The following is a 22,373-nucleotide window of genomic DNA, read 5'->3' as shown; positions in this document are numbered from 1 at the left end:
CAGCGCGGCCAGCCTCCGACACAAGAGGCGGTGGCGCGGCGTTGGGGCGGCTGCCCAGGCGCGAGATCTTGACTTCAAAAACCTAGGAGACCGAGATGAGCGTAGAACCCAAAGACCAGGCCCCGGCCGCACGCCGGCGCTTCCTGAAAAAAGCCGCCACCGGCACGGCCGCCGCCGGTGCGCTGGCCGCGCCGATGATCGCGACGGCCCAGACCACCAGCCTGCGCTTTCAGTCGACCTGGCCCTCGAAGGACATCTTCCACGAGTACGCCCAGGACTTCGCGAAGAAGGTCAACGACATGGCCGGCGGGCGCCTGAAGATCGAGGTGCTGCCGGCCGGTTCGGTGGTGCCGGCCTTCCAACTGCTCGACGCCGTGGCCAAAGGCACGCTGGACGGCGGCCATGGCGTGGTGGCCTATCACTACGGCAAGAACTCGGCGTTGGCGCTGTGGGGCTCCGGGCCTTCGTTCGGCATGGACCCGAATATGCTGCTGGCCTGGCATAACTACGGCGGCGGCAAGGCCCTGCTGGAAGAGATCTATGCCTCGCTGAACCTGGACGTGGCCTCCTATCTCTACGGCCCCATGCCCACCCAGCCCTTTGGCTGGTTCAAGAAGCCGATCGCCAAGGCGGCCGATATGAAGGGCGTCAAGTTCCGCACCGTCGGCCTGGCGGTGGATATGTACACCGATATGGGTGCGGCGGTGAACCCGCTGCCCGGCGGCGAGATCGTGCCGGCGCTGGACCGCGGCCTGATCGACGGTGCCGAGTTCAACAACGCCAGCTCTGATAAGTTGCTGGGCTTCCCCGATGTGGTCAAGAACTGCATGCTGCAGAGCTTTCACCAGAGCGGCGAGCAGTTCGAGATCCTGTTCAACAAGACCAAGCTGAATGCACTGCCGGCCGAGCTGAAGGCCATCGTCGACTATGCGGTGCAGGCGGCCAGCGCCGATATGAGCTGGAAGGCCATCGAGCGCAACTCCAAGGACTACGAGGAGCTGAAGAAGGCCGGGGTCAAGTTCTACAAGACGCCCGACGCCATCCTGCGTGCCCAGCTGACCGCCTGGGACAAGATCATGGCGAAGAAGGGCGGCGAGAACGCGATGTTCAAGAAGATCCTGGACAGCCAGCGCGCCTTCGCGGCGCGGGCCGGCCAGTGGCAGGGCGACTACACGGTGGACTTCAAGATGGCCTACAACCATTACTTCGGGCGCAAGGCCCCGGCGAAAAAGGCCTGAACGGCCGGCGCCGAATGAAAGGGGGCGCTGGGCCCCCTTTTTCATGAGATCCGCGTTGGGAAGGATTCGTGATGCAGAACCTGCTGCTGGCGGTGGACCGATTCTCCACCTGGATAGGCAAGGCCTTCGCGTGGTCGGTCGTGCTGCTGACCTTGCTGATCAGCTGGGAGGTGTTCTCCCGCTATGTGCTGAACAAGCCGCATGCCTGGGTGCTGGACGCGCAGATCATGCTCTATGGCACGCTGTTCATGACGGCCGGCGCCTATACGCTGAGCAAGAACGGCCATGTGCGCGGCGATGTGCTCTACGGCTTCTTCCGCCCGCGCACCCAGGCCGCCATCGATCTGCTGCTCTATCTGCTGTTCTTCCTGCCGGGCATCGTCGCACTGACCTGGGCCGGCTGGCAGTATGCCCAGGAGTCGCTGGCGATCCGCGAGCAGACCTTCTCGGCCGACGCGCTGCCGCTCTACCCCTTCAAGTTCGTGATCCCGCTGGCCGGCGGCGTGCTGCTGCTGCAAGGCCTGGTCGAGATCGTGCGCTGCCTGCTGTGCCTGCGCGACGGCCAATGGCCCAGGCGCGATGAGGACGTCGAGGAGGTCGATGTAGAGAAGCTCAAGGAGATGGTGCATGTGAAGGATGCCGACATCGAGGCCCTGGATCAGTACGCCGCCAAGAAAGGCGGTGCGGCATGAAACTGCGCAAGGAACTCTGGTTCGGCTTCATCCTGATGGGACTGATCATCGCGGCCGCGCTGGGCATGCTGATCGCCGTGCCCAAGATCAGCAACGGCCATATCGGCCTGCTGATGCTGTCTCTGGTCGTCGTTGCCATCATGCTGGGCTTCCCCACCGCCTTCACGCTGATGGGCATGGGCATGGTGTTCACCTGGATCGCCTACGAGGAGAACACCACCAAGACCCTGGATCTGATGGTGCAGTCGGCCTACAAGGTGATGGCCAATGATGTGCTGATCTCGATACCGCTGTTCGTCTTCATGGGCTATCTGGTCGAGCGGGCCAATCTGATCGAGAAGCTGTTCCGCAGCCTGCATCTGGCGCTGGCGCGGGTGCCGGGCTCGCTGGCGGTGGCCACCCTGGTGACCTGCGCGGTGTTCGCCACCGCGACCGGTATCGTCGGCGCCGTCGTCACGCTGATGGGCTTGCTGGCCCTGCCGCAGATGCTCAAGGGCGGCTACGACGTGCGCCTGTCGGCCGGCGCGATCACGGCCGGCGGCTGCCTGGGCATCCTGATCCCGCCCTCGGTGCTGCTGATCGTCTACGGCGCCACCGCCGGGGTCTCGGTGGTGCAGCTCTATGCCGGCGCCTTCTTCCCTGGCCTGATGCTGGCGGGGCTCTACATCGTCTACGTCATCATCCTGGCCAAGCTCAAGCCGGCGATGGCGCCTCCCTTGACGGCCGAGCAGCGCTTCGTGCCGCTGCCGCCCGAGCTGCTGAAGGTCGGCGCCACTCAGGCCCGGCGTGCCCTGCCGCTGCTGATCAATGCGCTGAAGGGCTCGCGCAACCATGGCGTGCCGACGGGCTATCTGCTCAAGCAGCTGGGCATCGCGCTGGCGCCGGCCCTGCTTTTTGTGGTCGTGGCCTTGAGCAGCTATGACAGCGTGACCACCATGACGCCTCAGGAGGCGCCGGACAGCGCCCTGGTCGAGATGGGCGCGGGGGGCAGCGCCGGCGGCGAGCCGGCCGAGCAGGGGCTTTCGGAGCCTGGCGAGGGCCTGTCCGAGCCGCCTGCCGAGGCCGACGGCGTGCCGCCGACCGAGGGCGAGGAACTCAAGGAAATGGGGGCCGAGCCGCCTGCTGAGGCGGCGGCCAGCGAGGCGCCGGCCACGCCTCCCGAACTGCTCGAACCGGGCACGCGGCGACCGGCACCGACCGGCTACTGGATCGGCCTGGCGGTCGGTGGGGCGGCCCTGCTGGTCTTCTACGCCATCCTCAGCTTCGCGCGCCTTGAGATCTTCAAGATGCTGCTGACCAGCTTCTTTCCGCTGCTGGTGCTGATCATGTCGGTGCTGGGCTCCATCGTGTTCGGCCTGGCCACGCCCACCGAGGCGGCGGCGGTCGGCGCGTTGGGCGGCTTTCTGCTGGCCGCAGCCTATAGGCAACTGACCTTTACCGTCGTCAAGGAGAGCGTGTTCCTGACCGCCAAGACCAGCGCGATGGTGTGCTGGCTGTTTGTCGGCTCGGCCATTTTCTCGGCGGCCTTCGCGCTGCTGGGCGGGCAGGAACTGGTGGAGCGCTGGGTGCTGAGCATGGACCTGACCCAGACCCAGTTCCTGGTGCTCAGCCAGGTCATCATCTTCATCCTCGGCTGGCCGCTGGAATGGACCGAGATCATCGTGATCTTCATGCCCATCTTCATCCCGCTGCTGGACAACTTCGGTGTCGATCCGCTGTTCTTCGGCCTGCTGGTGGCGCTGAATCTGCAGACCGCCTTCCTGAGCCCGCCGGTGGCGATGAGTGCCTTCTACCTGAAGGGCGTGGCGCCCAAACATGTGACCCTGAACCAGATCTTTGCCGGCATGCTGCCCTTTATGGGCATCCAGGTGGTGGCCATCGTGCTGCTTTATATCTGGCCGCAGATCGGCATGTGGCTGCCGCAAGTGCTGTACGGACGCTGACAGGAGGACTAGCATCGGCGGGCCGTCTGCACAGGAGTTCATCATGAGTCAGCTGCTTGCCGAGTCCGAGTCCTCCGAATCCATCGCTATGCCGCGCGTGCGCCAGGTCGGCATCGACCGGCCCTGGGTCTGGCTGCGCCGCGGCGGCGCCGACCTGCTGCGCACGCCGGCGCAGAGCCTGGGCACCGGCGCCCTGGTCGCGGCCATAGGCCTGGCGCTGGGCGGGGCCGGCTGGCAGGCCTCCTATATGGCGCCGGCCCTGCTGGGCGGCTTCCTGCTGGTAGCGCCCTTCCTGGCCATCGTGCTGTATGCGCTGTCGCGCCAGCTGGAGCAGGGCGGGGTGGTGGACGGCGTCCAGGCATGGCGGGCCTGGCGGGCCAACGCCGGCTCGATTGCGCTGTTCGGCCTGATGCTGGCCCTGGCCTATATCGTCTGGGAGCGGCTGGCGGCCATCGTGTTCGCGCTGTTTTATGAGGGGCAGCCGCTGCAGCTGTCGCGCTGGCCGCTGGAGCTGATGTCGGGCCAGTACACCATGCTGCTGCTGGCCTTTGTCTGTGTCGGCGCGGCGCTGGCGGCCCTGGTGTTCGCGCTGGGCGTGGTCAGCGCGCCGCTGCTGATCGACCGCCCGGTGGACGCGATCACCGCGATGCTGACCAGCCTGCAATGCTGCCGCGTCAACGGCGCCGCGATGCTGCTCTGGGCCGCGCTGATCGCCGGGCTGACGGCGCTGGGTTTTGTCACCCTAATGCTGGGCCTGGTCGTCATCTTCCCGCTGCTGGCCCACGCCAGCTGGCATGCTTACCGCGACCTGGTCGAGCCCTGAAAAAACCGCTCAGGCGGGCTGTGCCTCCAGCCTGAAGGCCTCGACCAGGCCGGCCAGCTGAGCGGCCTGGGTCTGCATGCTGGCAGCGGCCGCCGCACTCTGCTCGACCAGGGCAGAGTTCTGCTGGGTCATCGTGTCCAGATGGGCGACGGCCTGGTTGACCTGGCCGATGGCCTGGCTTTGCTCGCGGCTGGTGGCGCTGACCTCGCCCAGCACATCGGCGACCCGGCGCACGCTGCCGACCACCTCACTCATCGTGCTGCCGGCCTGGTTGACCAGCGATGAGCCGGCATCAACCTCCGATACGCTGGCGCCGATCAGGCCCTTGATCTCCTTGGCCGCCTCGGCGCTGCGCTGCGCCAGCGAGCGCACCTCGGACGCGACCACCGCAAAGCCACGGCCCTGCTCGCCGGCGCGAGCCGCCTCGACGGCCGCATTCAGCGCCAGGATATTGGTTTGGAAGGCGATGCCGTCGATCACGCCGATGATGTCACCGATACGGCCCGAGCTGCTCTGGATGCGGCCCATGCTGGCTACCACCTGACCCACCACATCGCCGCCGCTCTGTGCCACCTGGGCCGCGCTCAGCGCCAGCTGATTGGCGGTGGCGGCCGAGTCGGAAGAGTGGCGCACGGTGGCGGTCAGTTCTTCCATCGTCGAGGCGGTCTGCTGCAGGCTGCTGGCGGCCTCCTCGGTGCGGTGGCTGAGGTCGGCATTGCCCTCGGCGATTTCGCTGGCCGCAGTGCGGATGTTCTCGGCACCGGAGCGCACCGACTGCACGATATCGCGCAGCGACACCACCATGGCGTTGAGCCCGCGCTGCAGATCGCCGATCTCGTCGCTGCGTGCGCCGCTGTCGATTTGCACCGACAGGTCGCCGCTGCCGATGCGCTCGGTGGCATCCAATGCGGCGCGCAGCGGCGGCACGATGGCACGCACCATCAGCCCGGTCGACACCAGCAGCAGCAGCACGACGGCCCCCAGCACGCTGGCGGTGATCGTGATGTCGATGCTGCGCGAGCGCTGGGCCTCGGCGGCCAGCGCGACGGCACGCTGCTGCTGCAGGTCGACAAAGGCTTTCTGCGCATCCAGATAGGTGTTCAGCTCGCCGCGCACCTTGGCGATGCCGGCCTCGCTGGGTTGCTTGGCGGCCTCGTTGCGCGAAGCGATATAGACGCCGCGCGTCTTGGCGATGGCGGCGAGGCTGCTCTTCTCGGCCTCGCTGTCGGCGGCTGCATCGATCTTTTTCTGCAGCTCGGAGATCGCGGCCGAGGTGGCGTCCATCTCGGGTTTGAGCTGGCCGGCCAGCGCCGTGTCCTGGCTCATCAGGCCGGCCATGGTGCGGGCCGCATTGGCCTGGGTCAGGCCGGCCCATTGCAGCGCCATCTCGAGCTTGTCGCGCTGCGCGGTCTGGGCCTGCTGCTCGCTGGCCAGTTCGCTGGAGGTGCGCCAGCTGGAGACCACGGTCACCGCCGTCAGCAGCACGGCGGTCGCGAGCGTGGGGAGCCACAGACGGAAAGAGATGCCCAACTTTTTCATCGCATGTCTCCTGCTGGCCGAGCTCCGGCCTTATGCCGTCGATTGAATGCCGCTGCGCCGCAATAGTCAATGTGGAACAGTCATTGTTTTGGAGCCCAATTCCGAGGCTTGTGCGATGTGCCGACAAAAAGCCCGCAGGCTATGGGCGCTGCGGGCTGCGGATCATGCCGCCGGGGTCAGGCCTTGCGCCACTGCGCCAGCACGCCATGCCGTTTGCCGGCGGCGCGCGTTGCAAGTGTAAAAAAGCCCGCAGCGCGACCGCGCTGCGGGCTTCCGAGCGGAGCTGGATCAGTTACTTGGTCTCGGCCAGCTTCGTTTCGTTGACGCCCTTCTTGCCATCGGCCTCGCTGACGAGGTGCAACTTGGTACGCGCGTACAGCACACCCATCTTCACTTCTTGCCAGATGTAGTAAAGCGCGCCCGGCTTGGCATCGATCTCCACCGTGTCGGTGTTCTCTGCCTTCGAGGTGACCGTGTGCTTGCCCGGCTCTACTTCCTTGCGCAGGAAGGTATTGGCGGCGGTCTGGCCGATGGGCTTGCCGTCGACCTCGACATCCATCTTCACGGCGGCGCCCATCGACTCATTGCGATAGACATAGATGGCGGCCTTGCCGGCCGGGGCGGTAAAGGTCTTGGCGGCAGCATCCTGCTGTGAATTGCCCATATTGACCGACGCGCAGCCGACGAGATTGACGGCGATGGCCGCGACGACGAACAGCTTCTTCATGTGTACTCTCCCTCTTCATTAATGGAATGTGCCGCAGGCTGGTGGCTGCGAGCCGCGGCAGTCTAGTCGAGAACAGCGCCGCTGTATGTGACGCTCATTCCGGCGAAGGGGCGGGGACAATTCGTCGAGAAGGGTCAAGTTTTGCTTTTCGATATCAAGGCTTTGCTCAGTTCCTGATATTGAGATTGGATCTGCATGGCTCCATAGGCCTTCTCCAGCCGCTTGACGGTGAAATGCCCGCGAGCCACGTCTTGATAGAAGTCCGTGAACAGAGCATTCAACGTTGCGCCTGAAACGGCACCGATGACGGGTACGGCCTGGGTACGGGATGCTCAAGAGCAAGACCTGACCCTGCGGCGGTGCGCAGTCCGCTGACCGCCGCGCTTCTTGATGCTTGCAATCACTTGACGTGATAACTCTACATATATAGAGTTGTTGCATGACTCGCACCCGCGCACTCTCCGCCCAGGCCCTTGCGGTGCTGGACATCCTGGCCAACGCCGCTGGCGAATGGCGACACGGCTATGACATCGCAGCGCTGGCAGGCATCAAGTCCGGCACCCTTTACCCCCTGTTGATGCGGCTGGAAGCCCAGGGCCAGCTGGAAGCGGCCTGGCAGGAGTCACCGACGTCGGGGCGGCCGCCGCGCCATGTCTACCGCTTGACCGAGGCCGGCCACGCCCTGGTCGCCTCGCTCGGCGACGCACTGGCGCAGGCCCGCGCCCTGAGAGCGGGCGCAGGCCTCACGCCCGGCCTGGCCGGCAGGTCGTCATGAAAGGCCTGGCGCCCATACGGCGCTTGTCTGCCGTCCTGATCCGGGTGTTGATGCAGGGGGTGGTCTGGCTCCTGCCCGCCGCGCAGTCGGGCTGGGCAAAGGCCATGCGTGCCGAGGTGGCCGAGATGGCCGATGAGGGCGAGGCGCTGAGCTTTGCCTTCGGCTGTCTGAAGGCTGCGTTGCAACTCGCCTGCGAGCGCGCCGGCCAGCGTGGCCTGCAGCGTGTGCAGCGCGTGCGGGTGATGGGCTTGCAAGCGCCATACCTGGGCCTGCTTGGTGCGAGCGCTGCGGTGCTCCTGGGTTGCGGTTTCATGGTCTGGGCCGATGCGCCGCGCCCAATGGCCTGGATGAACGGGCTCTCCCTGGCGTTTGCCTTGGCCAGCCTGGCGCTGTTGCCGCGTCGCAGCTTGCAGCGGGGGCCTCGCCTGCGTTCGATACTGTGCGCGGCGCTGGGTGCCCTCTTGCTGGCCAGCACGGCCTTGGCGCCAATGTCCGGTGTCATCGGACGTTGGCTGCACCTGGGGCCGGTGCATGTGCAGCCGGTCTGGATACTGCTGCCCTGCCTCCTGCTGCTGTCCCGGCCCCGCCGGGGTGTTGAGCGCTCCAGGGGCGACAGCCTGGGGCTGCTGATGGCCGTGGCGGCGCTGGTCCTGCAGGCCGAGCTGATCTGGTTGATGGTGATGAGTCTGGTGTTGTGGCAACGCGGCTGGCAACACCGGGGTGAGCCTGATGCCCCACTGGCTGTATTGGCGATGTTGGGTGCAGCGGCTGTGGCGCAGATCTGGCAGGTTCCGGCGCACACGCCCTTTGTCGATCAGGTGCTGCAATCAGGCTTCGAGCGGCATGCCGGCCTGGGCCTGCTGCTGGGACTGGGCTCGCTCCTGCTGCTGTTGCCCGCCTTGTTCCATCGCAATGCCAGGGAGCATGGCCTGATCTGGGGTGGCCTGAGCCTGGCTGCCTGGATGGGCTGGGTCTCGACGCCACTGCTGGGCCTGGGTGGCAGTGCCATCCTGGGCTATGTGCTGAGCCTGGCAGCCTTGCCGGGACCGGCTGCAGTGGCAGGTTCCGCCCTCTCTGATGAGCTCGATCTCGAACCCAAGCCCACGGGCCGCGGATCACATCTGCCGAAGACCGGCCTGACCTGATTCACCCTAACAGCTTTGACAGCCCGGAGCCAGCGCGGCCCCGGGGCGGGCTGCTGCATGGGCGGCTGCCTATCCCATTCTCAAACAGGAGATTTGTTCATGAAACCCCGGACCTTGCGCATCCTCGCTGCCGGCCTCGCCCTGAGCACAGGACTGGCCTACCTCGGATGGTCGCGATGGGCTCAGCCGATGGGCGAGCAAGCGCTGCAGTTCACGCCGGCCACGCAGCAATGCGGCAGTGAAGGTCGCCTGCGCTACTGTGTCAACCGCGATCCGGGCGGCGTCAATGGCGACGTCGTCTATCACCTGCATGGCCGCAATCTGGATGAAACGATCTGGAACGACGCGACCTACATGACGGCCATGATCCAGGGCGCCTGGCAGCGGATGGGCCTGCGGCCGCCCACGGTGGTGACCCTGTCCTACGGCCCCGTCTGGTTGTTGACGCCCAAAGGGCAGACTGAGGCCAGCGGACTGCTCGACGACATCACACCGCAGATCGACGCGATCGAGGCGCGCATCGGCCTGCCCCTGCGCCGGATCGTGCTGGGTGAATCCATGGGTGGGCTGAACGCCCTGATTCTGGGCTTGAGTCAGCCCGCCCGCTTTGCCAAGGTGGCAGCGCTGTGCCCCGGGGTCTATGTGGATTCGCCGTTTGCGTCCATTGGCCAATTGAAGGCGGGGGCCGAGCGCACCGGGGCCGATCCCAAAATCATCTTCGGCATCGTGCAACTGGCACGCCACTACCTGGCCGACGAACAGGAGTGGCGCCGGGTGTCACCCCTGGCCTTGATTGAGCGCATGCAAAAGAGTGAGCGCGCTCCCGAGCTCTATCTGTCCAACGGGCTGTACGACCGCTATGGCAACTTCGAGGGCAGCCTGCGCCTCGCCGATCGGGCCCAGGCACTCGGTGTGATCACCGAGTGGCATCCGATCTATGGCGGTCATTGCGCCAGTGATATCGCGTCGCTGGCGCGCTTCCTGGTGCAATGACACGATGGCGCGGGCCTGCAGCGCTCGCGCCAGCACCCAAGGACAAGGCCCGCAGCGTGTTTCCACCTTGCGGGCCTCGCTTCAAGCGCCGTTCGACATCAACGGGACGTCAGGCCTGCTGCTGCCACTGTGCCATCAGCCCATCCCACTTGGTCCGCGCGGCCAGCAAATGGCGATGCTTGACATGGCCGTAGCCTCGGATCTCCTCGGGGATGCGGGCGATGTCGACGGCCAGGCTCAGGCGCTCGACCGTCAGGCCTTTTGCGAGGCTCTCGTCGATGCTGGCGCGGTACGCGGTGATCAAGGCTCGCTCCATCGTGCGCTCCTCGGTGCGGCCGAAGATGTCGAAGGCGGTGCCGCGCAGACCCTTGAGCTTGGCCAGCAGGCCGAAGGCCGGGCGAATCCAGCCGCCCATCTGCTGCTTGATCAGCTCGCCCTTGTCGTTCTTCTTGGCCAAGAGCGGCGGGGCCAGATGGTGAACCAGCTTGTAGTCGCCCTCGAACTGCGCGGCGATCTTGTCGGTGAAGCTCTTGTCGGTATGCAGGCGCGCGACCTCGTACTCGTCCTTGTAGGCCATCAGCTTGAACAGATAGCGGGCCACCGCCTCGCTGAGCCTGGTCGAGGACAGCGGCGCCTCGGCGGCGCGCACCTTGTCGACAAAGGTCCGGTAAGTCTGCGCGTAGGCGGCGTCCTGGTAGCCGGTCAGGAACTCGACGCGCTTGGCGATGATCTCGTCGAGGCCGGGGCGCTTGACGAACTGGATCACCTGGGTCGCAGCGAACAAGGCCTGCACGGCGGCCAGATCCTCGGCGCAGCGGCGGCCCCATTCGAACGCGGCCTTGTTGTTGTCGATCTGCACGCCGTTGAGCTCGATCGCCCGCATCAGCGCGGCATAGGACAGCGGCACCCGGCCCTGCTGCCAGGCATAGCCCAGCATCAACGGGTTGGTGTAGAGCGAATCGCCCAGCAGCTTGACCGAGACCTCCTCGGCATCGAACTTGCCCAGCAGGGCCGGGCCTACCGCCTTGGCCACCGCGCTCTCGCAGGCGGCGCCGGGGAAGCTCCAGTTGGCATCGTTGACCAGGCTGGCGGTTGGCGAGCCATGGGTGTTCAGCGCCACATAGGTGCGGCCCTCGCGCATCACCGCCAGCGTGGTCTTGTTGGCCGCGACGATGGAATCGCAGGCGATCACCAGATCGGCCTCGGCCGTGCCGACCTTCGTACAGTGGATGTCCTCGGCACGGTTGGCGATCTGGATATGGCTCCAGGTGGCGCCACCCTTTTGCGCCAGGCCGGCCGCATCCTGGGTGATCACGCCCTTGCCTTCCAGATGGGCGGCCATGCCCAGCAGCTGGCCTATCGTGATCACGCCGGTGCCGCCGACACCGCCGACGACGATGCCCCAGGCCCGCTCGGGGTTCGGGATCAGCGGCTGCGGCAGGGCCGGCAGGCTGGTGTCGAAGGGGCTGAGTTTGCTGTCCTTCTTCGGCTTCTTCAGCTCGCCGCCTTCGACGGTGACGAAGCTGGGGCAGAAGCCCTTGACGCAGCTGTAGTCTTTGTTGCAGCTGTTCTGGTTGATCTGGCGCTTGCGGCCGAAGTCGGTCTCCAGCGGCTCGACCGACAGGCAGTTCGACTGGATCGAGCAGTCGCCGCAGCCCTCGCAGACCAGCTCGTTGATGACGACGCGCTTGGCCGGGTCGACCAGCTTGCCGCGCTTGCGGCGGCGGCGCTTCTCGGTCGCACAGGTCTGGTCGTAGATGATGACCGAGGTGCCGATGATCTCGCGGAACTGGCGCTGGATCGCGTCCAACTCATCGCGATGATGCACGGTAACGCCGGCCAGCAGCGAGATGCCGTTGTACTTGGCCGGCTCGTCGGTGACGATGCAGAGCTTGGCCACGCCCTCGGCGGTGACGCTCTGCATGATCTGCATCACGCTATGGCCCTCGGGACGCTCGCCGACCTGCTGGCCGCCGGTCATCGCGACCGCGTCGTTGTAGAGGATCTTGTAGGTGATGTTGACGCCCGAGGCGATGCTCTGGCGGATTGCCAGCAGGCCGCTGTGGAAGTAGGTGCCGTCGCCGAGGTTGGCGAAGATGTGCTTCTCGGTCGTGAAGGGTTGCTGTCCCACCCAGGGCACGCCCTCGCCACCCATCTGCGTGAAGGTGGCGGTGTTGCGGCCGGGCATCCAGGACACCATGTAGTGGCAGCCGATGCCGGCCACCGCACGCGAGCCCTCGGGCACGCGCGTCGAGGTGTTGTGCGGGCAGCCCGAGCAGAACCAGGGCGTGCGGTCGGCACCGCCGGCGGTCTTTTCTTCGAGCTTCAGCGAGTTCTCTTTGGCGTCGATGATGGCCACGCGCGCATCCAGGCGCGACTGCACATCGGCGTCGACACCCAGTTTCTTCAGGCGCTTGGCGATCGCGCGGGCGATGATGGCCGGGGTCAGGTCGGCCTGCGGGCGCAGCAGCCAGTTCTGGCTGGGGTTGGGCTGGTTCCACTCGCCGCCGGTGTTGTCACCCTCGATCTCGTCGAACTTGCCCAGCACATTCGGGCGCACATCGGGACGCCAGTTGTACAGCTCCTCCTTGACCTGGTACTCGATCATCTGGCGCTTCTCTTCGACCACCAGGATCTCCTGCAGACCTTGCGCGAAGTCACGCGTGATCGTCGCTTCCAGCGGCCACACCACATTGACCTTGTGCAGCCGGATGCCCAGACGCCGGCAGGTGTCGTCATCCAGACCCAGGTCATGCAGCGCCTGGCGGGTGTCGTTGTAGGCCTTGCCGCTGGCGATGATGCCGAAGCGGTCCTGCGGCGTGCTGATGACGTTGTAGTTCAGCTTGTTGGCGCGGATATAGGCCAGTGCGGCGTACCACTTGTAATCCATCAGCCGCGCTTCCTGCTCCAGCGGCGCATCGGGCCAGCGGATGTGCAGGCCGCCCTCGGGCATCTGGAAGTCTTCCGGCAGGATGATGTTGACGCGGTCCGGGTCGACGCTGATCGAGGCGGACGATTCGACGATCTCCTGGATCGTCTTCAGGCCCGACCACAGGCCCGAGAAACGGCTGAGCGCAAACGCATGCAGGCCCATGTCCAGGATGTCCTGCACGCTGCTCGGGAAGAACACCGGGAAGCCGACCGCCTTGAAGACGTGGTCGCTCTGGTGCGCGGCGGTCGAGCTCTTGGCGATATGGTCGTCGCCGGCCACCGCAATCACGCCGCCATGCTTGGCCGTGCCGGCCATGTTCGCGTGCTTGAACACATCGATGCAGCGGTCAACCCCTGGCCCCTTGCCGTACCAGATGCCGAACACGCCGTCGAACTTGTTCTTCTCGGGGAACAGATCGAGCTGCTGCGTGCCCCAGACGGCGGTGGCGCCCAGCTCCTCGTTGACGCCCGGCTGGAACACGATGTTCTGCTTGGCCAGATGCTTCTTGGCCTGCATCAGCATCTGGTCGTAGCCGCCCAGCGGCGAGCCGCGGTAGCCGGAGATGAAGCCGGCGGTGTTGAGGCCGACCATCGCATCGCGGGTGCGCTGCAGCATCGGCAGCCGTACCAGGGCCTGCACACCGCTCATGAAGGCGCGCCCATGGTCGAGCGCGTATTTGTCGTCCAGCGAGACCTTTTCTAGGGCGCGCAAGATGTGTTCGGGTAGCGGTGCGTTCATTGGCTTCGGTCTCCTGTGGGGCGACAAGCAGCGCCGGCCACTTGTGGCGGCCGCGCTGATCGTGAGTATGGGTCTTTTGAGGCCCGCCGCGCAGTGTAGGGAAAGCGGCCCGCGTGGTGCTTTCTCATTGGCGCGCAAAATCGGCCCCTGGAGCAATAATCTTGCTCAGATCTACATTGAGGATTTGGTTTGGCTTCCAGAAAGCCCTTATCAGGGCAAACCATTAGAAACAACTCCGAGGCCGACGGCGATGCGGAGCCGGGCGAGGGCCTGGACCGTTATCACATCGCCATCCTGGTGGAGCTGCAGCGCGACGCGCGCCTCTCGAACGCCGAGCTGGCCGCGCGCATCGGCCTGTCGGCCGCACCAACCTGGCGGCGCGTGCGCTGGCTGGAGGACCGGGGCTATATCACCGGCTACCGCGCCGAGATTGATCGCCGCAAGGTCGGCCTGGGCGTGCTGGCCTTTGTGCGGGTGGATACCGAGCGCAGCGCCGGCAGCGTCACCCGCGAGCTGGAGGCCGCGATCCGCGCCCTGCCGGAGGTCGTGGCCTGCCACTACATCTCGGGCGCCGGCACCTTCGAGCTGCAGGTGATGGCCACCGATCTGGACGCTTTCTCGCGCTTTTCGATCGACACCTTGCTGAACCTGCCCAATGTGAAGGACATCCACACCAGCTTCTCGCTGGGCGAGGTCAAGGCCGGCGCGGCGATGCCGCTGACGCATTTGCAATCCTTGAGCAATCGTGCCACTGGAAAGACGGGCGCTTGAGTTAGGCTCGCCGCCCATGCACGAACGCTTGGCTGACTGGCTGCTGACGACCGACCCCGCCCAGCGGCTGCGGCTGGGCCAGGCCGGGCTCGCACTGTTGCTGATGGGTTTGAGCGTGCTGGTGATGCAGTACGCGGTCTGGGTCGCGAAGGCGCCGGTGGCGCCGGTGCTCTGGTGGACACTGCTGTCGCTGGGCGGGCTGATCGGCTTCTACCTGCTTATCCGCAGCGGCTGGTCGAGTCGCCTGCCGGACCCCTCGCTGACGGTGCCGCAGATGCTGTACGCGATCAGCAGTGCGGCCGCCGGCTATGCGCTGGCTGGCCCGGTGCGCGGCGCGATCTTCCCGATCCTGGCCGTGATCCTGATGTTCGGCATGTTCCAGCTGCGCGCGCGCAGCGCGCTGTGGGTCAGCCTCTATGCCTTGCTGCTGCTGGGCCTGGTGATGCTGGTGATGGCGATGCGGCGGCCCGAGGTCTACCGGCCGGCGGTCGAGTTCGGCCATTTTCTGATGCTGGCCTTCATGCTGCCCAGTGTGTCGCTGCTGGCCGGGCGGCTCAGCCAGATCCGCCGGCGCCTGGCGGTGCAGAAGCAGGAGCTGCAGCTGGCGCTGGAGAAGATCCAGACCATGGCCACCCGCGACGAGCTGACCGGCCTGCTGAACCGCCGCCGCATGCAGGAGCTGCTGGAGCAGGAGGTCTTGCGCAGCCGTCGCTCGGGCCGGGGTTTCTGCCTAGCCCTGCTGGACCTCGACCACTTCAAGCGCATCAACGACGGCCATGGCCACAGCGCCGGCGACACCGTGCTGCGCGCCTTCGCGCCGGCCGCGCTGGCGGCGATACGCGGCGCCGATGTGCTGGCGCGCTGGGGTGGCGAGGAATTCGTGCTGCTGCTGACCGACACCGCGCTGCCGGCCGCCCGCGCCGGCGCCGAGCGCCTGCGCCTGCAGGTCGAGAGCCTGCTGATCCCGGTCGGCGCCCAGGCCCTGGGCATCACCGTGTCGATCGGCCTGACCGAATATCGCGGCAGCGAGACGCTGGCCCAGCTGCTGGAGCGGGCCGACCTGCTGCTCTATGAGGCCAAGGCGCAGGGCCGCAACCGGGTCGAGGTGGGCTAGGGTAGGCTGCGGCCATGACTCATGCCGCGATGCCCATCCGCCACTTCCTGCTTGCGCTGGCCGTTGTCGCCATCTGGGGCAGCAACTTCGTCGTCATCAAGCTGGGCCTGAACGCCTTGCCGCCGCTGCTGTTCGCGGCGCTGCGCTTTTTCTTTGCGGTGCTGCCGGCGATCTTTTTCCTGCCGCGGCCCCAGGTCGGCTGGCGCAATCTGGCGGCCTACGGTCTCCTGATCGGGGTCGGCCAGTTCGGCGTGCTCTATCTGGCGATGCGCGCCCAGATCTCGCCGGGCCTGGCCTCGCTGGTGGTGCAGACCCAGGTCTTCTTCACGCTGCTGCTGGCGATGCGCCTGGCCAAGGAGCGGGTGCAGGGCTATCAATGGCTGGGCCTGGCGCTGGCGGCCGGCGGCATCGCGGTGATCGCCTCGCACACCGATGGCAGCACCACGGTGCTGGGCGTGCTGATGGTGCTGGCCGCGGCCTTCAGCTGGGCCTGCGGCAATCTCGTCGGCAAGCGCGCCGGCCGCGTCAATATGCTGGCCTATATGGTCTGGACCAGCTTGTTCGCGGTGCCGCCGCTGATCCTGCTGTCCCTGCTGGTCGAAGGCCCGGCCTCGATCGCGCAGGGGTTGCAGCAGGCGGGCTGGGGCACCTGGGCCGCCGTGCTGTGGCAGTCGGTCGGCAACACCTTGTTCGGCTACGGCGTCTGGGGTTGGCTGCTGGCGCGGCATGCGGCCGCCACCATCGTGCCCATGGCCTTGCTGGTGCCGGTCTTCGGCATCGGCAGCGCGGCCCTGTTGCTGGGCGAGCCGCTGCCGCCGTGGAAACTGGGCGCGGCCGCCCTGGTGATGAGCGGGCTGGCGCTGAACCTGCTGTGGCCCTCGCTCTACGCCGGCCTGCGCATCTTGAAGCGCTCGCCCAGCTCGAAGTAGTCGGCCGGGCCGCCGCCGCGCAGGATGGGGCGGGCGGCGGCGGTGTCGTAGATACCGTCCACCAGCAGCTGCTCGGCGATATGCACGCCCACCACCTCACCCAGGGTCAGCCAGGTATCGACCGCCGCGCCGGCCGCGCTCTGCAGCCGTATCAGCTGGCTCAGCCGGCACTCGAAGGACACCAGCGCCGCCGCCACACGCGGCACGCCAACGATGCGCGACGGCGCCGTCGCCAGCCCGGCCAGCGCGAACTCGTCGACCTCGGGCGGCACGGCCGCGCAGCTGGCGTTCATCTGCTCGGCCAGATCGCGCGTCGCGAGGTTCCACACGAACTCGCCGGTGGCCTCGATATTGCGCACCGTGTCCTTCCAGCCGGTGCTGGCGAAGCCGATGATGGGCGGCGTGTAGTTGAAGGCATTGAAGAAGCTGTAGGGCGCCAGGTTCAGCACGCCGGCCGCGTCGCGCGACGAGATCCAGCCGATCGGGCGCGGGCCGACGATGGCGTTGAAGGGGTCATGCGGCAGGCCATGGCCCAGCCGGGGTTCGTAGAAGTGTTCGCTCATATCGGTATCGTGAGGGTGGCGGGCTATGCTACGCGCTCATGACACAAGCTCATGATCAACAAGACACGGGCGCCGCGCTGCGCGGTCTGTATGCGGCCAGCGGCGGCGTCGGCGCGGTGTTCGACGCCAAGGTGGCCGACTACCAGGCCTCGCGGCCCGACTATCCGCCGGCCCTGTTCGACACGCTGGCCCGCGAGCTGGCACCGCGCCGTGTCGCCGATGTCGGCGCCGGCACCGGGCTCTTGACCCAGGGCCTGCTGGCACGCGGCTGGCAGGTGCTGGCGGTGGAGCCGAATGCGGCGATGCGCGCGGCCTGCGATGCGCGGCTGGGCGCGCTAGCCGGCTACCGCAGCGCCGAGGGCCGGGCCGAGGCGATACCGGCTGCCGCTGCCAGCCTGGACCTGATCACCGCCGCCCAGGCCTTCCACTGGTTCGAGCCCGAGGCCGCCCGGGCCGAGGCCTTGCGGGTGCTGAGCCCCGCCGGCCAGGTGGCGCTGGTCTGGAACGACCGCCGGCGCGAGCAGCCGCTGCACCTGGCGCTGGATGAGGAGGTGTTCGAGCGCCATGGCGGCGAGGGTCGGCTGCGCCTGCTGGCACACGAGGACCGCGGCCAGGTCGGACGCTTCTTCGCTGGCACCGCGCCGCGCGAATGGCAGTGGCCGCATGAGCATGGGCTGGACGAGGCCGGCCTGATCAGCCTGGTGTTCTCGCGCTCCTATATGCCCCGGCCCGACAGCGAGCCGGGTCGGGTCGTCACAGCGACGGTGCGTCAAATCTTTGCCCGCTTTGCGCGGGACGGCCGGGTGGCGGTGCCTTATACGACGGTGCTGATGCTGGGCCGGCCCGGCTGACCCGGCGCCGGCTCAGACCTCCTTGCTGTCGAAGATCAGGAGGTCCACGCCGGCCTGCGCGAAGTTGGCCAGGTCGGCGGCGGTGGCCTGGCCTTGCGGCGAGGCCATCGCGGCCTGGAGGGCCGCCAGCGAATCGAAGCTCAGGATGGCCGCCAGGTGCAGCGGCGACTCGCCCTGCGGCGTCATCACGGGCCCGCTGCTGACCTCGTAGCGGCGCAAGCCCGCGATGGTCTTGGCCAGCGGCACATGGGTGGCGTGGTAGTGGGCGTCGAAGGCGGCCGCATCGGCCGGCTTCTTGTAGAGCGCAACAAGCTTTGCCATGGACTTCTCCATACCCGGCCGTGACGGCCTTCGCTATGCTAGCCCCATGATTGATCAACGACGCCTGATGCTGCGGGGCTGCGGCCTCTTGCTGCTGGCCCCGGTCCTGGGCCGGGCGGCCGAGGGGCCGCGCCAGAACCTGCTGGTCGAGCTGCGCTGGGCCGAGTCCAGTGTCAGCGGCGCGGCGGTGGCCGGCGTGCGCCAGGGCGGCGTGGTGGTGGGCACGGCCGGCTCGGTCTCGCCCCGGCCGGGGCTGACGCTGTCGACCCGGCGCCAGGAGGCCGAGGGCAGCCAGATCCAGCGCGTGCTGGTGCTCAATGGCTACCAGGCCAGCGTGCTGCTCAGCGAGACCGAGCTGCTGCAATGGCTGGACTATGGGGTCGAGCTGCGCGGCGGTGGGAGGGAGCGCCCGCGCATCCATGCCCAGACCCACAGCCTGCCCATCGAGCGCCAGCGCGGTTTTGTGCTGACCCCGTCCTGGCCGGGCGGCAAGCAGCCGGTGCGGGTCGAGCTGCGTGCCTTGGGTGCCGGCCAGCAGAGCGGGGCGCAGAGCGAACTGCTGTCGACCGTTCTGGTGGCGATGGGCGACTGGCTGACGGTGGCGCGCAGCGGCGCTGCGACCCGCCAGCCCCAGGCCGGCGTGATCAGCAGCAGCGATGCCGAGGGCCAGAGCAGCCGTGAGCTGCAGCTGCGCGTCACGCTGGCGCCTTAATTGGTATTAAATTGGCATCATATTGGTGTTAGTCTCGGGGCTGCGAATCCCTGATGGAGACACCGAGCGATGCGTTCCCTGCTGCTGGCCACCGGCCTGTTCCTGAGCACCACACTGGCCCAAGCCGAGCCGCCGCTGTTCGGCGCCGGGCCGCTGGCGGTGGAGCGCGGCAGCGATGCCAAGGTGGTCGGCGCCTATGTGCCGAACTGGGAGCCGGTGGCCGTCGTCGATGCCATCAAGCCCGGCAGCCTGAGCCATCTGCTCTACGCCTTTCTGCGCATCTGCGGCCCGGGTCAGCTGGCGCAGGATGCGAGCAAGTGCGAGGGCAAGCAGGCTTTCGAGCTGGCCACCGGCAAGGTCGACAGCGAGTTCGATGCCGCCTTCCTGCGTCTGAAGGCCCGCCAGCCTCACATCAAGGTCGTCGCCTCGGTGGGCGGCTGGGGCGGCTCCGATCCCTTCTTCCATCTGGCCAACGACGCGGCGCGGCGCGCGGTGTTTGCTGCCTCGGCCATCGCCTTCCTGCGCGCGCACCCGGGCTTTGACGGCATCGACATCGACTGGGAGCACCCCGGCGGCAATGGCGCGGTCAACGGCGTGCAGCTCGGCAGCCCGGCCGATGGCCAGGGCTATGCCGATCTGATGAGCGAGCTGCGCCGCGCGCTCGATGCGCTGACGGCCGAGACCGGCCGGCCCTATCTGCTGACGACCGCGATCAACACCACCAGCGCCATCGTCGAGCGCATCAATTTCAAGCAGGCCCAGACCTCGCTGGATCTGGTCTTCATGATGACTTACGACTTCTACGGCGCCTGGTCGGCCGTGGCCGGCAACCACACGACGCTGCGCAGCAGCGCCCCCGAGGCCGACGACAGCCTGCAGCGCTCGGTGCGCAATATGGTGGCGGCCGGCGTGCCGGCGGCCAAGCTGGTGGCCGGCGTGGCCATGTACGGGCGCGGCTTCGCCGGTGTGGCAAGACCCGTCACCGGCGCGGCCAAGAAGGCCGCCTTCCCCGGCGCCGACGGCGCCGTGGTCTACCGCGAGATCGCCCAGCGCTACCTCGGCCCCAAGGGTCAGGGCTTGCGCGGTTTCAAGGCCCGCTTCGACCCGGTGACCGAGGCCTGGAATCTGCACCACCCCCAGCGGCAGCTCTTCATCGGCTACGACGACCCGCGCGCGGTGCGGGCCAAGGGCCGCTATGCGCTCGAGGCGGGCCTGGCCGGCCTGTTCGCCTGGGAGTTGAGCCAGGACAATGGCGACATCCTCAATGCAAGGAACGCCGGGGTCGGCCACCGGCTGCTGCCCCACGCCAAACCCTGACCCACATCAAGCCCGGCGGAGGCCGGCGGGCTCAGCATGCGCAGCATGAGCCGCCTCCTGATCATCCAGGGCCATCCCGACGGCAGCGCCCCGCATCTATGCCATGCGCTGGCCGATGCCTATGCGGCCGGTGCGCTCGATGCCGGCCATGAGCTGCGCCGTGTCGAGGTGGCGCGGCTGGACTTCCCGCTGCTGCGCAGCCAGGCCGAATGGCAGCAGGGCGCGCTGCCGGCCGGCCTGCAAGAGGCCCAGGATGCGATCGCCTGGTGCCAGCATCTGCTGATCGTGTTTCCGCTCTGGCTGGGCGATATGCCGGCGCTGCTGAAGGGCTTTCTGGAGCAGGTGGCGCGGCCGGGCTTTGCCTTCCACAGCGAGGGCAACAATATGCTGGCCAAGAAGGGCCTCGCCGGCCGCTCCGCCCGTGTGCTCGTGACCATGGGCATGCCGGCCGCGCTGTACCGCTACTACTTCCGCGCCCACAGCCTCAAATCGCTGGAGCGCAACATCCTCGGCTTTGTCGGCATCGCACCGGTACACGAGACCCTGATCGGCAGCGTCGAGGGTCTCAGCGAGGCCGCGCGTAAGAAGTGGCTGGCGCGGCTGCGCAAGCTGGGTTCAGAGGCGGCCTAGCCCATCCTCGCGCGTCAGCCGGTACAGGCAATGCCGGCGCAGCGCATGGCCCTCGGGCAGGGCGGGGTGGTCGAAATCCTCGGCGCTGTCGCTGCGCATGCCCAGTCGCTCCATCACCGCACGGGAGCGCAGATTGGTCAGCGCGGTGAAGGACACGATCTCGGCCAGGCCCAGCTGTTCGAAGCCTGCCGCCAGTGCCGCCCGCGCGCCTTCGGTGGCCAGGCCCTGGCCCCAGTGCGCACGCGCCAGCCGCCAGCCGATCTCCACGCAGGGCGAGAAGGGCAGCTGGCGGCGCGGCACGCTCAGGCCGATGAAGCCGATGAAGGCAGCGCTGTCGCGCAGTTCCACCGCCCAGTTGCTCCAGCCCCGCTCGGCGAACTGGGCCGTCCAGAGATCGATGCTGGCATCGCTCTGCTCACGGCTTTGCAGCGCGGGGAAGAACTCCATCACCTCCGGGTCGGCATTCAGCGCGGCAAAGGGCGCGCGGTCGCTGTCGCGCCAGGGGCGCAGCAGCAGACGGGCGGTGTTCAGGGTCAGCGGCATGGGGTGTTTGTACGCCATCAGCGCGGCGGCGGCGCTGCCTGCTGCAGCCTGAGCTCCCGAGTCGCCTCATTGCCCGCCCAGTCGCGCGCCAGCACCCGCAGCCGGTAACGGCCCGGCGCCGGCAGGGTCAGCCGGCCCTCGGCCAGGCGCCCCTGGTCGACCCGGTTCATCAGCTGGTAGCGAAAGCGGGTGCTGGCCTGGCCATGCACCGTGACGCCGCTGCCGGCGGCATAGGCGAGCTGGGTCATGCGGTCCTCGTCGACATCGCCCTGGGGCAGTTGCTCGAAACCGATCTGCCGGCGCGGCGGCTCGAAGCCCGGCAGCGGCCGGCCCGCCTCGTCGAGCAGCTGGTAGGCCAGGCTTTGCAGGCCCAGGCGGCGGCTCGGCTTGTTGCCGTCGACCTGGTCCCAGGCCTCGACCACCACGCTGAGGCCGGACGGGTCGGCAGGCAGCAGCAGATCGCCGCCCACGCGCGCGTTCAGCGGGCCGCCGGTCGCATCGAAGAGCTCGACCGAGACGATGTGCGGCGGCTGCCGGTCGCTGAAGTCCTTGAAGCCCAGGGCCAGCGCATTGCCCTGGTGGCCGGGCGCGCCCAGGCTCAGATGCACATGGGCCATGCCGTTGAGCGTGCCCAGCACCTCACCGGCTTCAAAGCGGGTGCCGCGCCGCAGCCGCATGCGCTCGGGCCGGCCCTGCTCGTCGCGCAGCGGCACGAAGCGCTGCGGATCGAGCGGCCGCCCGTCGGCGCGGCGGCCGACCCGCAGATGGACATAGGCCAGCGGCCCCAGCGCCAGCCCCTCGCCCAGCTCGCCATAGCCCCAGCTGGCCAGCGGGCTCGTGACCTTGGCGTCGGCGATCGCCAGCACCTCGGCGCCGACCGGGCCGGCGATGTCCAGCCCGCCATGCAGATGGTGGCGCGGCTCCATCGTGCGCTCGCCCTTGTTGCTCCTGCCGCCGCGCACCTCGCCCAGCACTCCGACCACCTCGTGCGGGCCCTGCTGCGGCTTGAGCGGCCAGCGCCCGGCCGTCTGCGGCAGCGGCTGCTGCGCCGACGGCCCCAGCTCGCCCAGCGCCGCC

General features: G+C 67.7%; 21 protein-coding genes and 1 pseudogene. 14 read left to right on the top strand and 8 right to left on the bottom strand.

Annotated features, from left to right (window positions below; genetic code table 11):
* The first annotated feature begins 95 nt into the window (after window positions 1-95).
* The 4 genes from PO768_RS11410 to PO768_RS11395 all read left to right on the top strand — a co-directional run bounded on the left by PO768_RS11410 (window position 96) and on the right by PO768_RS11395 (window position 4,696).
* Window positions 96-1,238 carry a TRAP transporter substrate-binding protein gene (locus PO768_RS11410; RefSeq protein ID WP_272646159.1) on the top strand — a complete coding sequence of 381 codons (1,143 nt, stop codon included), beginning with the start codon at window positions 96-98 and terminating at the stop codon, window positions 1,236-1,238.
* A 71-nt stretch (window positions 1,239-1,309) separates the two neighbouring features.
* Window positions 1,310-1,930: a TRAP transporter small permease subunit gene (locus tag PO768_RS11405; protein WP_272646158.1), complete on the top strand. Its 621-nt coding sequence runs from the start codon at window positions 1,310-1,312 to the stop codon at window positions 1,928-1,930.
* A complete protein-coding gene (locus PO768_RS11400; protein WP_272646157.1) occupies window positions 1,927-3,873 on the top strand; it encodes a TRAP transporter large permease in 1,947 nt (648 codons plus the stop codon). The genes PO768_RS11405 and PO768_RS11400 overlap by 4 nt, the downstream gene beginning before the upstream one ends.
* Window positions 3,874-3,916: 43 nt before the next feature.
* Entirely contained in the window at window positions 3,917-4,696 is a 780-nt protein-coding gene (locus tag PO768_RS11395) for a DUF2189 domain-containing protein (protein ID WP_272646156.1), read from the top strand.
* A 9-nt stretch (window positions 4,697-4,705) separates the two neighbouring features.
* On the opposite strand, the gene PO768_RS11390 is transcribed toward PO768_RS11395, so the two are convergent.
* The 3 genes from PO768_RS11390 to PO768_RS11380 form a co-directional block, all read right to left on the bottom strand.
* Window positions 4,706-6,235 (bottom strand): methyl-accepting chemotaxis protein, encoded by a 1,530-nt coding sequence (locus PO768_RS11390; protein ID WP_272646155.1) that lies wholly within the window; start codon window positions 6,233-6,235, stop codon window positions 4,706-4,708.
* 292 nt (window positions 6,236-6,527) lie between these two features.
* Window positions 6,528-6,962: a DUF2846 domain-containing protein gene (locus PO768_RS11385; RefSeq protein ID WP_272646154.1), complete on the bottom strand. Its 435-nt coding sequence runs from the start codon at window positions 6,960-6,962 to the stop codon at window positions 6,528-6,530.
* Between the two features lie 134 nt (window positions 6,963-7,096).
* Complete coding sequence (locus PO768_RS11380; RefSeq protein ID WP_272646153.1) at window positions 7,097-7,243, bottom strand: hypothetical protein; 147 nt, start codon at window positions 7,241-7,243, stop codon at window positions 7,097-7,099.
* Between the two features lie 158 nt (window positions 7,244-7,401).
* On the opposite strand from PO768_RS11380, the gene PO768_RS11375 reads away from it, so the two are divergent.
* The 3 genes from PO768_RS11375 (at window position 7,402) to PO768_RS11365 (ending at window position 9,875) form a co-directional block, all read left to right on the top strand.
* Window positions 7,402-7,737 carry a PadR family transcriptional regulator gene (locus PO768_RS11375; protein WP_272646152.1) on the top strand — a complete coding sequence of 112 codons (336 nt, stop codon included), beginning with the start codon at window positions 7,402-7,404 and terminating at the stop codon, window positions 7,735-7,737.
* A gap of 23 nt (window positions 7,738-7,760) precedes the next feature.
* Entirely contained in the window at window positions 7,761-8,882 is a 1,122-nt protein-coding gene (locus PO768_RS11370) for a hypothetical protein (RefSeq protein WP_272646151.1), read from the top strand.
* Between the two features lie 99 nt (window positions 8,883-8,981).
* On the top strand, window positions 8,982-9,875 hold the full coding sequence (locus tag PO768_RS11365) for an alpha/beta hydrolase-fold protein (protein WP_272646150.1): 894 nt from the start codon (window positions 8,982-8,984) through the stop codon (window positions 9,873-9,875).
* Between the two features lie 109 nt (window positions 9,876-9,984).
* Here the strand turns inward: PO768_RS11365 and PO768_RS11360 are convergent, their stop codons facing one another.
* Window positions 9,985-13,545, bottom strand: coding sequence for an indolepyruvate ferredoxin oxidoreductase family protein (locus tag PO768_RS11360; protein ID WP_272646149.1), 3,561 nt, complete (start codon window positions 13,543-13,545; stop codon window positions 9,985-9,987).
* Window positions 13,546-13,767: 222 nt separating this feature from the next.
* On the opposite strand from PO768_RS11360, the gene PO768_RS11355 reads away from it, so the two are divergent.
* Genes PO768_RS11355 through PO768_RS11345 form a run of 3 tightly spaced genes read left to right on the top strand, consistent with a single transcriptional unit; the run spans window position 13,768 to window position 16,359 of the window.
* A complete protein-coding gene (locus tag PO768_RS11355) occupies window positions 13,768-14,316 on the top strand; it encodes an Lrp/AsnC family transcriptional regulator (protein WP_137942938.1) in 549 nt (182 codons plus the stop codon).
* Window positions 14,317-14,332: 16 nt separating this feature from the next.
* Complete coding sequence (locus tag PO768_RS11350) at window positions 14,333-15,430, top strand: GGDEF domain-containing protein (RefSeq protein WP_137942864.1); 1,098 nt, start codon at window positions 14,333-14,335, stop codon at window positions 15,428-15,430.
* A gap of 29 nt (window positions 15,431-15,459) precedes the next feature.
* A complete protein-coding gene (locus PO768_RS11345; RefSeq protein WP_272646177.1) occupies window positions 15,460-16,359 on the top strand; it encodes an EamA family transporter in 900 nt (299 codons plus the stop codon).
* Here the strand turns inward: PO768_RS11345 and PO768_RS11340 are convergent.
* Window positions 16,314-16,922, bottom strand: a complete 609-nt coding sequence (locus PO768_RS11340) for a flavin reductase family protein (RefSeq protein WP_137942866.1) — start codon at window positions 16,920-16,922, stop codon at window positions 16,314-16,316. The genes PO768_RS11345 and PO768_RS11340 overlap by 46 nt on opposite strands.
* Before the next feature lie 38 nt (window positions 16,923-16,960).
* Between PO768_RS11340 and PO768_RS11335 the strand changes: the two genes are divergently transcribed.
* A complete protein-coding gene (locus PO768_RS11335) occupies window positions 16,961-17,773 on the top strand; it encodes a class I SAM-dependent methyltransferase (protein ID WP_272646148.1) in 813 nt (270 codons plus the stop codon).
* Between the two features lie 12 nt (window positions 17,774-17,785).
* Here the strand turns inward: PO768_RS11335 and PO768_RS11330 are convergent, their stop codons facing one another.
* Window positions 17,786-18,094 (bottom strand): EthD family reductase, encoded by a 309-nt coding sequence (locus PO768_RS11330; protein WP_272646147.1) that lies wholly within the window; start codon window positions 18,092-18,094, stop codon window positions 17,786-17,788.
* Between the two features lie 46 nt (window positions 18,095-18,140).
* On the opposite strand from PO768_RS11330, the gene PO768_RS11325 reads away from it, so the two are divergent.
* From PO768_RS11325 to PO768_RS11315, 3 genes are all read left to right on the top strand, one after another.
* On the top strand, window positions 18,141-18,806 hold the full coding sequence (locus PO768_RS11325) for a hypothetical protein (RefSeq protein WP_269838320.1): 666 nt from the start codon (window positions 18,141-18,143) through the stop codon (window positions 18,804-18,806).
* A gap of 69 nt (window positions 18,807-18,875) precedes the next feature.
* Window positions 18,876-20,123: a glycoside hydrolase family 18 protein gene (locus tag PO768_RS11320; RefSeq protein ID WP_272646146.1), complete on the top strand. Its 1,248-nt coding sequence runs from the start codon at window positions 18,876-18,878 to the stop codon at window positions 20,121-20,123.
* Window positions 20,124-20,168: 45 nt separating this feature from the next.
* Complete coding sequence (locus PO768_RS11315; protein WP_272646145.1) at window positions 20,169-20,753, top strand: NAD(P)H-dependent oxidoreductase; 585 nt, start codon at window positions 20,169-20,171, stop codon at window positions 20,751-20,753.
* On the opposite strand, the gene PO768_RS11310 is transcribed toward PO768_RS11315, so the two are convergent.
* Window positions 20,739-21,296 (bottom strand): GNAT family N-acetyltransferase, encoded by a 558-nt coding sequence (locus tag PO768_RS11310; protein ID WP_272646144.1) that lies wholly within the window; start codon window positions 21,294-21,296, stop codon window positions 20,739-20,741. The genes PO768_RS11315 and PO768_RS11310 overlap by 15 nt on opposite strands.
* Before the next feature lie 17 nt (window positions 21,297-21,313).
* Window positions 21,314-22,373 (bottom strand): annotated as a pseudogene (locus PO768_RS11305) (gluconolaconase); the annotation flags it as partial.

This window comes from Paucibacter sp. XJ19-41 (genome assembly GCF_028462495.1).
GTDB lineage: Bacteria > Pseudomonadota > Gammaproteobacteria > Burkholderiales > Burkholderiaceae_C > Roseateles_E.
This window is presented reverse-complemented; position numbering and strand designations above follow the sequence as displayed.